The sequence below is a fragment of the Pseudomonas gorinensis genome (genome assembly GCF_042015035.1).
GTDB classification, from domain to species: Bacteria; Pseudomonadota; Gammaproteobacteria; order Pseudomonadales; family Pseudomonadaceae; genus Aquipseudomonas; species Aquipseudomonas gorinensis.
The window spans coordinates 6,527,138-6,540,131 of record NZ_CP167125.1 but is presented as its reverse complement, the minus strand read 5'-3'; the positions used below and the strand labels follow the sequence as shown (position 1 = coordinate 6,540,131).

9 protein-coding genes are annotated in these 12,994 nt (G+C 58.9%); all 9 read right to left on the bottom strand.

Features of this window, described 5'->3' with window-relative positions; translation table 11 throughout:
• Positions 1-10: 10 nt before the first annotated feature.
• The 9 genes from AB7933_RS29905 to AB7933_RS29865 all read right to left on the bottom strand — a co-directional run bounded on the left by AB7933_RS29905 (position 11) and on the right by AB7933_RS29865 (position 12,931).
• Positions 11-1,906, bottom strand: a complete 1,896-nt coding sequence (locus AB7933_RS29905; RefSeq protein ID WP_024077642.1) for a TonB-dependent receptor domain-containing protein — start codon at positions 1,904-1,906, stop codon at positions 11-13.
• A gap of 141 nt (positions 1,907-2,047) precedes the next feature.
• Positions 2,048-3,946, bottom strand: coding sequence for a 1-deoxy-D-xylulose-5-phosphate synthase (gene dxs / locus AB7933_RS29900; RefSeq protein ID WP_024077641.1), 1,899 nt, complete (start codon positions 3,944-3,946; stop codon positions 2,048-2,050).
• Between the two features lie 110 nt (positions 3,947-4,056).
• Positions 4,057-4,944 carry a (2E,6E)-farnesyl diphosphate synthase gene (gene ispA, locus AB7933_RS29895; protein WP_024077640.1) on the bottom strand — a complete coding sequence of 296 codons (888 nt, stop codon included), beginning with the start codon at positions 4,942-4,944 and terminating at the stop codon, positions 4,057-4,059.
• Complete coding sequence (locus AB7933_RS29890; RefSeq protein ID WP_003176346.1) at positions 4,941-5,183, bottom strand: exodeoxyribonuclease VII small subunit; 243 nt, start codon at positions 5,181-5,183, stop codon at positions 4,941-4,943. Before AB7933_RS29890 ends, ispA begins: the two co-directional genes overlap by 4 nt.
• A gap of 74 nt (positions 5,184-5,257) precedes the next feature.
• A complete protein-coding gene (locus AB7933_RS29885; RefSeq protein ID WP_024077639.1) occupies positions 5,258-6,397 on the bottom strand; it encodes a Fic family protein in 1,140 nt (379 codons plus the stop codon).
• A gap of 597 nt (positions 6,398-6,994) precedes the next feature.
• Positions 6,995-7,438, bottom strand: a complete 444-nt coding sequence (locus tag AB7933_RS29880) for a hypothetical protein (protein WP_024077638.1) — start codon at positions 7,436-7,438, stop codon at positions 6,995-6,997.
• Between the two features lie 97 nt (positions 7,439-7,535).
• The gene (locus tag AB7933_RS29875; protein WP_024077637.1) at positions 7,536-7,850 is read right to left on the bottom strand and encodes a hypothetical protein; all 315 of its coding nucleotides are present in this window, start codon (positions 7,848-7,850) and stop codon (positions 7,536-7,538) included.
• Positions 7,851-8,031: 181 nt separating this feature from the next.
• The gene (locus AB7933_RS29870; RefSeq protein ID WP_024077636.1) at positions 8,032-8,325 is read right to left on the bottom strand and encodes a hypothetical protein; all 294 of its coding nucleotides are present in this window, start codon (positions 8,323-8,325) and stop codon (positions 8,032-8,034) included.
• 1 nt (position 8,326) lies between these two features.
• Positions 8,327-12,931, bottom strand: a complete 4,605-nt coding sequence (locus tag AB7933_RS29865; RefSeq protein ID WP_024077635.1) for an RHS repeat-associated core domain-containing protein — start codon at positions 12,929-12,931, stop codon at positions 8,327-8,329.
• Positions 12,932-12,994 lie beyond the last annotated feature (63 nt).

The window sequence follows — 12,994 nt, the reverse complement described above, 5'->3', positions numbered from 1 at the left end:
GAATGTTTGCTCAGAGCGCCGGCGTCCAGCTCACCCCAATCCTCCACACCCGACCTTCTTCCCGATAATCCTGGTTGTTCAGGAATGCCGGATCGTTATAGCTGTAGCGCGCCCGCGCGTAAGCCTTGTCCAGCAGGTTATCGACCTTCAGCGACAGCGACACTTCCCGGCTCACCGCCCAACTGCTGCGCAATCCCAACAAGGCATAGCCGCCCAGGCGATGGCGATTGTCTTCATCGTCATAGCTGCTGCTGATCGCCTGCCAGCTCGCGCCGACTCCGAATTGATCGAATTGCCGATCCAGGTCCAGGCTCACGGTGCGCCGTGCACGGCGGGCCAGGGTGTGCCCGGTGTTGCGGTCACGCGGGTCGATGACCGAGACGCCCAGGTTGCCTTGCCAGCCAAACAGTTCCTGTTTGAGTGCGCCCTCAAAGCCGTTGATACGCGCTGCGGCGACGTTCTGCGGCTTGCTGGTGCGGTCGAGAATGATGGCGTCGCTCAAGTCGGTGCGATACAGCGAGGCTTCCAGGCGTGTGCGGTCGCTGAGCTGGCTGCGCCATTGCAACTCGTAACTCTTTGAGGTCTCTGGCTGCAGGTTGGGGTTGCTGTACTGGGTGTCCGGATAATAAAGGTCGTTAAAGGTCGGCGCGCGAAAGCCCTCGCTGTAGCTGAGCAGCACATCATTGTCCGGGTTGATCGGCACGGTGAGGGTGCCGCTCCAACTGTTCTGGGCGCCGAATTGCTGGTTCTGGTCGCGGCGCAGGCCCAGCTCGGTGGAAAACCCCTGGCCGTGGAAGCGGTGCTGCACGAAGGCGGCGCGGTTCCAGCGGCTGTTTTCGGTAAAGGAGGTGGAACCGTGGAAGCGGTCTTCGTACCAGTCGCCGCCGAGGATCAGGCTGTTCTGGTCATCCAGCGTCAGGTCGTTCTGCCAGTTGACCGAGTCGCGGTAGGTATTGAACACGCTGAAATCCTCGCTGAGGGTATCGCGCTTGGTATCGCGGTTCTCGCTATGGCCCAGTTCCAGGCGCGACTGCCAGTGCTCATTGAGTTCGGCGTCGACATAACCGCTGGCGCTGCTCACGGCGTAGTCGGTGTAGGGTTTCTGGCCGACGGTCTGCCCGGTGGCGGCGTCGTAGCGCCCGAAGCTGTTGTCGTATTCCGACTTGCCGCGGCTGTCCAGGAGATTGAAACCCACCTCCAGCGCCTCACTGAAGGCATGGCTGAGGTTCAGGCTGACGGACTGGTTGCGGTAGGCATCCCGATCGCCATCGCTGGGGAATGACGTGTGCGTCGAATTGATGCCGGCGGTTTCATCCAGGCTCGCGCCCAGGTTGAAGCGTGTGTGTTCATCACCGCCGGATAATCCGAGGCTGCGCTCCCAGGACTGGTGGCTGCCCAAGCCCAGGTTCAAGCGTGGTTGCAGGCCCTGTTCGGCATTGCGCCGGGTAAACACCTGGATCACCCCGCCGATCGCGTCGCTGCCGTAGATCACCGAGCGCGAACCGCGCAGCACTTCCACCCGCTCGATCTGATCGACATTCAGGTACTGCAGGCCACTGTCGCCGGAGGTGGTATTGGCGATGCGCTGGCCGTCCACCAGCACCAGGCTTTGTGCGGACTTGGTGCCACGCAGGTAAATGCCTGGAAGGCTGCCACGGCCGCCGGTGGGCGCAACTTGCACACCGGGGACGCGGCTGAGCAGGTCGGTCAGGCTGGTGGGTTGCAGGCGGTCGATGTCGTCGCGGGTGAAGACGGTGTTGGCGGCGCTGCTGTCGTTGCGCGCCTGGACCTGGCGGTTGGCGCTGATGACCACATCGGGGAGTTTCAGCGCAGCGTCGCGGGTGTCGGCGAGCAATTCAGGGGAGGGCAGAAGCAGCAGGGGGAGGGCGAGGCGAAGATGTCTCATGGGGCTGTCCATGGCGTTTGAAGGTGACGCAAATCAAATGTGGGAGGGGGCTTGCCCCCGATGGCGTCTTGTCAGTCAGCATCGTAGTTGACTGAACTGCCGCTATCGGGGCAAGCCCCCTCCCACATGTTGAGCCGGTTTCTACAGCCCCAGCAGGGTCATACGCTCGCGCACGGAGGCTTCGATTCCTGCTTCGTCCAACCCGCACTCCGCCAGCATCTGCGCCGGCTTGGCGTGTTCGACGTACATATCCGGCAGGCCCAGGTGCAACACCGACTTGAGGATATTCTCGCGCGCCAGGAACTCGCTGACGGCGGCACCGGCACCGCCCATGATGGCGTTCTCTTCAACCGTCACCAGCAATTCATGGCTGGCGGCGATGTCGCGTACCAGGGCTTCATCCAGCGGCTTGACGAAGCGCATGTCGACCACGGTGGCATCGATCTTCTCGGCGACTTTCAGCGCTTCGGCCAATTGCACGCCAAACACCAGGAAGGCGGCCTTGCTGCCTTGGCGACGCAGGATCCCTTTGCCGATCTCGATAGGCGCCAGGTCTTTCTCGATCACCGCGTTCGGGCCATTGCCTCGCGGGTAACGCACAGCGGCCGGGCCGTTATACAGGTGGCCGGTGCTGAGCATCTTGCGCAGTTCGTTCTCGTCGCTCGGCGTCATCACCAGCATGCCGGGGATGCAACGCAGGTAGGACAGGTCGAAACTGCCGGCATGGGTCGGGCCGTCTTCGCCGACCAGGCCAGCACGGTCGATGGCAAACAGCACGTCGAGGTTCTGCACCGCCACGTCATGCACCAACTGGTCATAACCGCGTTGCAGGAAGGTGGAATAGATCGCCACCACCGGCTTGGCGCCTTCACAGGCCATGCCGGCGGCGAAGGTCACGGCGTGTTGTTCGGCAATCGCGACGTCGAAGTAACGCAGCGGGAAACGCTCGCTGAAGGCCACCAGGTCGGAGCCTTCCTTCATCGCCGGGGTAATCCCTACCAGGCGCGGGTCGGCAGCGGCCATGTCGCACAGCCATTCGCCGAACACTCCGGAATACTTCGGCCCACTGGCCTTTTTCGGTGCTGCGGCGGGGGCGTCCAGGGGTTCGAGCTTGGTGATGGCGTGGTAGCCAATCGGGTCGACTTCGGCCGGGGCGAAGCCTTTGCCTTTCTTGGTAACGATATGCAGGAATTGCGGGCCCTTGAGGTCACGCATGTTGCGCAATGTGGCGATCAGGGTCGGCAGGTCGTGGCCGTCGATCGGGCCGATGTAGTTCCAGCCCAGTTCCTCGAACAGCGTGCCGGGCACCAGCATGCCCTTGGCATATTCCTCGGTACGCCGCGCGATTTCCCACGCGCCGGGCAGGCGTGACAGCACTTTCTTGCTGCCTTCGCGCATGCTTGCGTAGGTACGGCTGGAGAGGATCTTGGCCAGGTAATTGGACAAGCCACCGACATTGCGCGAGATCGACATGTCGTTGTCGTTGAGGATCACCAACATATTGGCATCCACTTCCGGCGCGTGGTTGAGCGCCTCGAAGGCCATGCCGGCGGTCAGTGCACCATCACCAATCACGGCAATCGCCTTGCGATCGCTGCCTTGCAGGCGGGCGGCAATCGCCATGCCCAGCGCTGCACTGATGGAGGTGCTCGAGTGGCCGACACCAAAGGTGTCGTACTCGCTCTCGGAACGACGCGGGAAGGCAGCAATGCCGTCCTTCTGGCGCAGGGTGCTCATGCGCTCGCGGCGGCCCGTGAGGATCTTATGCGGATACGCCTGGTGACCCACGTCCCACACCAGCCGGTCGTCCGGGGTGTCGAACACGTAATGCAGCGCGATGGTCAGCTCGATGACGCCCAGGCCTGCACCGAAATGCCCACCGGTCTGGCCGACCGTGTAGAGCAATTCCAGGCGCAACTCATCGGCCAGGGTTTCCAGCTCGGCTTCACCCAGACGACGCAGGCCGTCCGGCGTGGCAGCACGGTCGAGCAGGGGCGTGGACGGGCGTTTGCGGGGAATCTCTTGAAACGTCGTGGGCATCAGGCGAATCGTTATAGGTATAGAAGAGGCGGCAGTTTACCTCAAGCATCGCAAACTGCCCACGCAGAGCGCCGAACTTGGCTGATATGCGGCTGCAATGGCCGCAGTTATCAGTGCCGACGTTCGACGATATACCGCGCCAGGTGCCGCAGCGGCTCGGCTGCCGCGTCGAAAGGTCGCAGGGCGGCCAGGGCCTGGTCGCGTAGCTCGATGGCATACGCCTTGGCAGCTTCAAGCCCGAGCAATGCAGGATAAGTCGGTTTGTCCCGTGCGATATCCGCACCCTGGCGTTTGCCCAGGGTGGCGGTGTCACTTTCCACGTCGAGAATGTCGTCCTGTACCTGGAACGCCAGGCCGATGGCCCGGGAATAGGTTTGCAGGGCCGCCAACTGCGGCGCTTTGGCCCGGCCACTGGCCAGGGCACCGAGGTGCACGGCAGCTTCTATCAATGCGCCGGTCTTGTGGCGATGCATATGTTCGAGGGCTTGCTGATCCAGCTTGAGGCTGACCGACCCCATGTCGATCGCCTGCCCGCCGACCATGCCGGCCGGGCCCGCAGCCAGGGCCAACGCGGTCACCATACGCAGGCGGATCTCGGCATTGACGCTGCTCAGCGCCGGGTCCAGCAAGGCGCTGAACGCCAGGCTCTGCAAACCGTCGCCGGCCAGGATCGCATAGGCTTCATCAAAGGCTTTATGGGTGGTGGGTTGGCCACGACGCAGATCGTCGTCGTCCATCGCCGGCAAATCGTCATGCACCAGGGAATACGCGTGAATCAACTCAACCGCACACGCCGCGCCATTCGCCTCTTCGGCCGGTGCGCCCAAGGCTTCACAGGCCGCATACGCCAGCAACGGGCGCACACGCTTGCCGCCATTCATCACGCTGTAGCGCATGGCTTCATAGAGACGCTTCATTTCCGGGCTTGGCGCAACAAACAAGGGCTCCAGCGCCGCATTCACCCGGGCTTGGCTGCTGGCCTGATACGCGTCGATCATTCCGGCTGTTCCGCATCGAAAGGTTCTTCGGCCAACTCCCCGTCGCGCTCCAGCAACACCTGGACCTTCTGCTCCGCCTGCGCCAACGCGCTCTGGCAGTCACGGGTCAGGCCGATGCCTTGCTCAAACGCCGTCAGCGAGTCCTCCAGCGACAACTCGCCGTTCTCCAGACGCTCGACCAAGGTTTGCAGGTCGGCGAGGGATTGTTCGAAATCGAGTGCAACTTTTTTGCGGGCCATGGCGGCTATTCCGGTAGACGGTAAACCGGCGCGACACTAGCAGACATGGGGGATGGGGGCAAATGAGTGGGGTGTCACTCGCCCCCTGTATTGACCTGATATCGCGTGCTGCGGCCGCCTCCGGGGAGGCGGACCAGGCAGTTTTTTTCCAGCAGGTCGGTCAGGTGTCGCGTCGCTGTCGCCTTGGAGACCTTTGCGACCGCCTGGTACTGCGCAGCGCTGATGCCGTGTTCGAAGCCCTTCTCACCACCGTCGAGCAGGCGATTGAGGACCTTGATCTGTTCAGCCGACAAAGGGAGGTCGCGGTGTTGCTGCCAGAACCGACTCTTTTCCAGCACTCGGTCAATCCGCGCCATGGCCTGCTGCACGCTGCGTAACAGGGTTTTAAGGAACCACTCCAGCCAGTCCGTGATATCCAGTGAGGCCTTCTGGCTGGATTCCAGCGCGTTGTAATAGCCGGTGCGGTCTTCGAGGATGCTGGCTGACATGGCATAGAAACGGATGGCCTGGTGTTCACCCTGGGCCAGTGCCAAATCGGTGATGGCGCGCGTCAGGCGACCATTGCCGTCATCGAAGGGATGCAGTGTGACAAACCAGAAGTGCGCGACGCCGGCGCGTACCAGAGGGTCCAGCTCCGGCTGATCGCGGCTGATTTCGAACCACTCCAGAAAATCCGCCAGTGCCTGCTCCAGCCCCAGACGTGGTGGCGCCTCGAAATGCACGGTCGGCCGATCAAGCCGGCCCGACACTACCTGCATCGGCTCATCCCCCCTCAATGCCCCAATATTGAGCGCTCTGGCGGCATAGCCTGCTTCTGGGGCCGGGAACAATAAGTGATGCCAGTTCAATAAGCGGGCGAGGGTAAAAGGCTGGGTGAATTGTTGAGTGGCATCCATCATCAACTCGGCGAGGCCTTCGCTACGGCGGCTTACCTGACCGTCTTCCATTGCTTCCAGGCCCATCCGCCTTGCCAGGGACGAGCGCACCGAGCCGACATTCAACAGCTCGCCCTCAATCGCCGAGGACGTCAGGATATTTTGCAGCAGCGCATCCAGTTCATTTTGTGCGCTGACTGCTTGGCTGACGGAGCCGAGCATGCCCAAAAGCTTGCCTTGGGCGTGCCCGCACTCGCGCAGCAAAGCCGCAAGGCGACCGGGTTGCCAGTGGAAATGAGGCCAGTCGGCGTGTTGCCAGATCCAGTGTGGATGAGCCATGGTGGAATGCCTGGGGTGCGTGAGCCGAATAAAGAGGTTATTCGGCTCATTTTGTGAACCGATTGTGCTGCGGATTCGGCTCAGGGTCTAGTCAGGCTGTCGTTATTTTCTGTAGCTATGGCGATGTGAGGTTTTGATTTTACCTTCTGGGCGATATAACTATCAGCAACCACTGGAAGATGCCCTCTCCGGTATTATTCGCCATAAAGCAGTAGCTTTCTCGCTTCACTAGCTTCAAGCTTTATGACTTTTTTGTGAGGGGCTAGAGTCTTATTCATTGTACATGTCGCCTATTTTAGGCCCGGCGGCGCCTATCATTTGTAAGGCAACTAGATCGTTGAGTTTGATCCGCTCCATAAACTGTTTTGCTGATCTATAAAATTTATGGCTGGTGTGTTTTTGTTAAAAGCACTCGTGCGCAAATATCTCTAGTGCTAAAGGTGGCACTAATGCGTAGCTTTGTTTCATTTGTTTGTATAGCGTTTTTTCAATGGTGTTGTCCGCGAACGCCTGCGGTCTAGAGTAAGGTTTGTGCTGCGAAGATAAGTTTCGTTCTGCGTCTACTAGTTTCTCTATATGGCTATCACTGTTCACGTCTCAACGTCTGGGAGTTTGTGGTATGGAGGGCTTCAATAGTGCAAAGTCGATATCGCCCTCAAATGAAATACAAGCAATCCAGTTTAGCTGTTTTTGAACTATATATGTGTGCTGTGGTATTTCGGAGAAAACGCTGAGTGCCTCTTCTAGTTGTTCGAGGTTTATGCAGTAAGCGTCGTCACAAACCGAATCACCCACAATAATTATTGTGTCGTCGGCGACTTTTTTGATTTCCTTGGCCAGTCGTGAGGTCGGCGAGTCCGTAAGGTCGCCCCCAAAGTTCATGCTGTTGTTTAATTTGCTCCAGGCAATTTTGCTTCCTGAGAAAGGGATGTTTTCATTGATCTCTCTAACAATGGAAGCGTGATCATTGGCAGGAAGAATATTAAAGGCAATGTTGTGGGATCTCAGTTCCGCAATTAGCTCGTCATCAAAATAGCTCATTTTTTTTTGCGAACCTTTTAGTTATTTGTAATACGGTTTTTGGAAAAAGGGGGCGGAATTATTTGATTGCGCCCTTTCTACTCCGCGTCAGTCAATGTCATATCTCTTGTGCGCTATAGCTGCCAGCAACTACGAGAAGAATTGTTTTTCCGCCATTACTCGATGTAAAGCAGTAGGTTATTCCAGTTTCACCAGGCTCCAGTCTAGTGGCTTCTTGCGAAAGCCATGTGTTTTCCTCTTCGTACATGTCGCATATTTCGGTGCCGACAGGGCCTAAGCCTTGAAAGGCAACTAGGTCGTTAAAGGTTATATTCCAACGTTTTTCCTGCCAGTCTGTAAACTCCATTATCAATGTATTGCGGTTGCAAATCAGTTTTTCAATTGTTCCATCTGCCACAGGGATTTTTTTCATATCAGCTTCCTGGATGTTTTTCACCCGGTAAAAATCCGGTTCCGTGCCCTTCTTCGTAAGAGTGTGGTACGACTTTTATTGCTAGATAGGGGGCTGGGGGGCAGATTTATTTGATCGAAAACAGCGAGTCGGATCTTTAGTCTATAAATAGTTCTGTCCCCTTTCTGCCAAGGCTTTGGTGTTATGTGGGCTTCCAGAATTCCAAGCCTTGCATGTAGCGCTCTAAGTCATCCATGTCGTCGTCGCCCAAAGTTGTGTCGAATCCTGCAGTGATTAGTCCTCTTACTTTGGCGAGCCTCGATGTAATTCGAGCGTTGTCAATAAAGTCCGTAGTGGCTCGCTGATAGTCTTCGCAGGGTTTATCAATATAGTAGGTGCCCATTTTGCGCAGTGAAACTAACATGAATTCGATTTCTGCCAGTGCTTCCAGAGCGTCTTCTCCAGAGATGGTTATTTTTTTGTTTGCATCCAACATTTCACTTTCTCCTGACGAAAGTAGGATTTATTAATTTTAGATTTCCCCAAATTGTCAGCTCTAACGAGCCGTACCTTGGGTTTTTCTTCTCTTTCAGCATGTGTTTCGGAACGTCAGTTTCTACGTAGTCTCGACCCCGGCTTATATCGACCTGATAGCGCTTTTGTACATCAGCAGCGCTTAGAATCTTACTTCTTGCTCGTTCTACGTAAACTCTATTGTTGTCAAGCGCTAAAATTTCTCCATCTTGCTCTATTCCATTCAATCCCTTCCTATTGGTGTAGTGTCTAACCCTGACCATCTCTCCTGATGCGGATGGCAGGGCAGGTTCGCCCGGATTGGAGTTAGCATTTATCTTCGGATTTTTGGCATCGACAGATGGCTTGCATCTGTCTCCACCGGGACAAGTATTCAGTCCCAACGGGTCAACCCACCCCGTAGGGTTAGGCACGTACTGGTACCCATTGATCCCACCCGCCAACTTCACCGGATCCGGTGTCAGGTAACGACCAACATCCGGATTGTAGTAGCGATGGCGGTTGTAGTGCAGCCCACTTTCCTGATCAAAGTACTGACCCTGAAAACGCAGTGGGTTGTCGACTGTTCCGATGTCGAACCGGGTGATTTCGCCGTAGGCGCGGTAGTGGGCGGACCAGACGATTTCACCGTCGGGGGCGGTGAGCTCCTGGGGTGTGCCGAGGTGGTCGAGTTGGTAGTGATAAGGCTTCGTTTCTTTTGGACCGAAGCCTTCCAGTAGCGCCAGTGGGCGGAAGCTGTCCGGTTCGTAGAGATAGCTGCGATGCTTTTCGGCGTGGTGCTCGGCGATGAGTTTGTCGCCTTGCCAGAAAAACTCCGTGGTGATGTTGTCGACCGTCTTGCTGATGCGCCGCCCAAACGGGTCATAGCGATAGCTCGCGGTTTGGCCGTCGGGCTGGGTAATGCCGATCAGCCGATGCTGGCAGTCGTAGCGATACTCGGTGACGAGTTGATGGTCTTTGCCGCGGCGTTCGCGGATCAGGTTGCCGAAGGCGTCGTAGTCGTAGTGGCGGTCGCCCTGGATCATCAGGCGGTTGCCGGCGACGATGTCGGGGCCGGGGCGGTCTTGCATGAGCAGGTTGCCGGCCGGGTCGTGGGCGAAGCGTTCGTGCGGGGCTTGCGTATGGTCGGCGCGGGTGAGGCGGGCGAGGGGGTCGTAGTGGTAGTGGTGTTCGCCTTTGCGGCTGTCGACTAAACGGGTGAGGTTGCCGGTTTTGTCGTAGTCGTAGTGGCGCTGGTAAAGGTGGGTGTCCTGTTGCGCGACGGTGTGGGCGTGCAGGCGGTGTTGTTCGTCGTAGTGGTAGTGGCTGAGGAGCTGGCCCTGTTGGCGTTGGTGTTCTTGGCCGGCCTTGAATAGATGAGAGGTCAGCAGTGCGCCATTTAACTCGACGGTGGCGAGGTGGCCGCCTTTGCTGTGGTTGAACACCACGCGGTTGTTGTCGGGCAGGCGCAGGTTTTGAAGTTGACCGCAGGCATCGTAGCCATAGCGCAAGGTGCCCCAGCCTTGGTGTTCGGCGGTGAGACGGTTTTGGCTATCGTATTCGTAGGCTAGCGCCCAGTGACCGTCGTCGACGCTGAGGAGGTTGCCTTGGCGGTCGTAGGTATATTCAACAAGGTTGCCGTCGGGCAGGGTTTTTCGTACGAGGCGACCGGCGTGGTCTCGCTCATAACGAGTAACGAGCTGACTGCCATCGTCGCCGTGTTCGGTCTTTTCCTGCAGGTTGCCGTTGAGGTCATAGGCGTAAGCGCTACGCTGCCCATCAAACCCGACTTCCTGTTGAATCAGCCCGTTGGGGTGGTAGTCGAGCCGGTAGGTCTCGCCAACCTCGTTTTCGATCTCGGTCAGCAGTAGCCGGGCGTTGTCGTAGCGGTAGTGGACCTGGGTGCCATCGGCATTGATACGGCGGCTGATCAGGTGCAAGCCGTCGGCGTATTCGTAGCGGGTGACGCGCCCGAGTTCATCGCGTTCGGCGGTGATTTTTCCGTAGGGGTTGTAGCTGTATTCGCGCGTAGCGCCGTCCGGTTGAGTTAGCTTGACCAGGCGCCCGGCGGCATCCCATTGGTACTGGGTCAGCGCGCCATGCTCATCCTCGCGGGCAATCTGTCGACCCAAGTCGTCATAGCGATAGCGCCGCACACCGCCATTGGGCAGCGTCTGCTCCAGCAGTTGCCCGCGCTCATTCCACACCAGCCGCTGGCAGCTGTGATCCGGGTACCAAACCCCAACCAGTTGTCCGTATTGGTCGTAGCTGTAGTCGGTGACATGCCCATCGGGATCGGTCTTACGAATGACATCGCCCTGGTCATTGCGCTCGTACTTCCAGACCGCCAGACCCCGCCTTACAACCCGTACGAAGCTATTGTCATGCTCGTAGGACGTCGGCTCGTCATCCCCCGGAAACAGCGCGACCAAGCGCCCGGCTTCATCGTACTGATACGCCGTCACCGCCCCCAACGGGTCCTGCTCGACCGTCAGCCGACCTTTGTCATCGTAGGATTTGAAGTGCTGCGCACCGTCCGGATCAATCCGCTGCACCAGCCGCGCCCGGTGGTCATGGACATACACTTCCTGACTGCCATCGGCGTTGTGCACCGTGACGCGCCCGTCGTCACTCCACACATAGCGCGTGTCCATCTGCGAAAAGCTGGCCCAATGCCGGACACATCGCGCCGCCTTGCCAGACCGTTCCCACGCCCAGAAGAAACTCGCCCCACCGGCCAAGCCACGCTCAAGAATCACGTGCTGCTCGTCGTACCGATACGCCTCGCTTTCGCCGACGGCATTGGTCGCCGAGACCAGCCGTCCAGCGTCGTCATAGGCGTAGGCAACAACGTGCTGCTCCGTCACCCAGACGTAGGGTTCATGCCCCTTGGCGCGCTGAACCTGGTAGTCCACCGCCACAATGCGGCCCCGTTCATAGCGCAAAAACAGCGACCGGCCCGCGCCGTTATCCAACCGCTCAATGCGCCCCAATACGTCGCGGAAAATTCGCAGGCGGTTGTCATACGCGTCACTGATCGAGACCAATACACCGTCGCGAAAGTGATAAAACCGCGCCGCCTGGGCCAGCACCAGTTCATCCGGCGAAGCGCCCAGATAGATCGCCGCTTCAGCCAGGCTGTTGGTGATCGCGGGGCGAGCCGCGGTGGGCAGCGGGAACTCAGTCGTGCGGTTTTCATGGTCAATCCAGACGACTGAATCGCCCACCACAGAAAGCCTGTGCGCCAGCGAATGACTCCAGCCAAACCCCAACCCGCAATCCACTTCCACCGCACTGGTGCGGTACAACCGGGTCCACTCGAACGGCAAGATCCCGTCCAGCGTGCCATCGGTGAGGGTGAGCAGCTCCTCGCCGGTAACCATCGACACCGGGCAGCCGTTGGTTACGGTTTTATCCGAAGACGCGGCAGCATCCCCCGCAGGGTTTTTCCCCGAAAGAGGCGCATCATCCACGTGCTCTTTTTGCTTCAGCACCGTGTTCTGCCGCGCCCGCCAGCGCATCTGCAGCGTGCCTTGCTTGAGCCCGCCGACCACGCCGCGAACCGCCACCGCTTTGTAGCGATCCACCGCCTGCATGAACTTCGTCAGAATCGCCAGCACGCCCTGAACAAAACCCACCGCCGCCTTAACCATCTGCGCGCCATACCTGGCCAGCCGCAGGCTCAAATACGCCACAGCCGCCGCCGGCAATGCGATGGTCAGCACCGCACCCATCACCAGGTCGATCAGCAGCGACACCACAAACCCAGCCGCCACTTGCGCAATCTCACTGGGCGGCAATGCGTCCAACCAGATCATCGCCGTGCGCACCAGCAGGAACAGCGCCGCTTCATCACTGGCGAGCAACATCGCCTGTTCCATGACCTTGGGGGCGCTGGCGGCCAAATCCGCCAGTTTGGCCGCTTCGGCGCCAAGCTGTTCGACGTACTTCAACGGGTCTTCAAGAATTGCCTGCACCAGCTGGATGCTGTCCCACACCTCGCGAATCGCCGCCCAACTGCCAGCCAATATCCCGCTGCCAATCGCGCTGGCCGTCGACTGTTGCCAATGCGGCTTGAACCCTTCCCACTGCGACCGCAGCCATTGCTCCAGGTCTGCGGTCAGCCCGGCGTAGGACACAAACAACGCGTCCACCTGTTGCGCCGACACGCCGCCTTGCACCCGTACCTGGTAGCGCGCGCCCGCGACGCATGGGTGTGAGCCTTTACCCTGTTCATCGAGCATGACCACGGTAGAACTGCCGTCATCCAGGCCGATCACCTCAACCGGGATATCGCCGATCGGCACGTCATACACCGACTCGAACTTGCTTTCGATCTGCAACACACCGCCCGCCGGGCAGCGGGCCACGGTGGAGAAGTCGGTATCGGAAAGGCTCACGGAACGTTGCGAATTCCCCGCGCGCAACACCCGATCCATCCCCAGCAACGACGGTAAATCAGCGGCGTGGCTCACCGAATCCAGCGCGCGCGAATACCAGGCCCCCAGTTGCTGGCGATACGTCACCAGGCTCTGATGGAAGCTATCCAGCTCATGTTCGATATGGGCAATGTGGGAAGCGTTGGTCATCCGTGACGTCTCGGCAGAAGGCAAGGCGTCGGAGTCTGCCGCAGCGAAAAGCGGCTGGATGAA

What these genes read in the sequence shown, in the direction of transcription:
- ispA (WP_024077640.1), bottom strand. Translation starts at nt 4,944, where the DNA reads ATGATCGACGCGTATCAGGCCAGCAGCCAAGCCCGGGTGAATGCGGCG.
- AB7933_RS29890 (WP_003176346.1), bottom strand. Translation starts at nt 5,183, where the DNA reads ATGGCCCGCAAAAAAGTTGCACTCGATTTCGAACAATCCCTCGCCGAC.
- AB7933_RS29875 (WP_024077637.1), bottom strand. Translation starts at nt 7,850, where the DNA reads ATGAAAAAAATCCCTGTGGCAGATGGAACAATTGAAAAACTGATTTGC.
- AB7933_RS29905 (WP_024077642.1), bottom strand. Translation starts at nt 1,906, where the DNA reads ATGAGACATCTTCGCCTCGCCCTCCCCCTGCTGCTTCTGCCCTCCCCT.
- AB7933_RS29885 (WP_024077639.1), bottom strand. Translation starts at nt 6,397, where the DNA reads ATGGCTCATCCACACTGGATCTGGCAACACGCCGACTGGCCTCATTTC.
- AB7933_RS29865 (WP_024077635.1), bottom strand. Translation starts at nt 12,931, where the DNA reads ATGACCAACGCTTCCCACATTGCCCATATCGAACATGAGCTGGATAGC.
- dxs (WP_024077641.1), bottom strand. Translation starts at nt 3,946, where the DNA reads ATGCCCACGACGTTTCAAGAGATTCCCCGCAAACGCCCGTCCACGCCC.
- AB7933_RS29870 (WP_024077636.1), bottom strand. Translation starts at nt 8,325, where the DNA reads ATGTTGGATGCAAACAAAAAAATAACCATCTCTGGAGAAGACGCTCTG.
- AB7933_RS29880 (WP_024077638.1), bottom strand. Translation starts at nt 7,438, where the DNA reads ATGAGCTATTTTGATGACGAGCTAATTGCGGAACTGAGATCCCACAAC.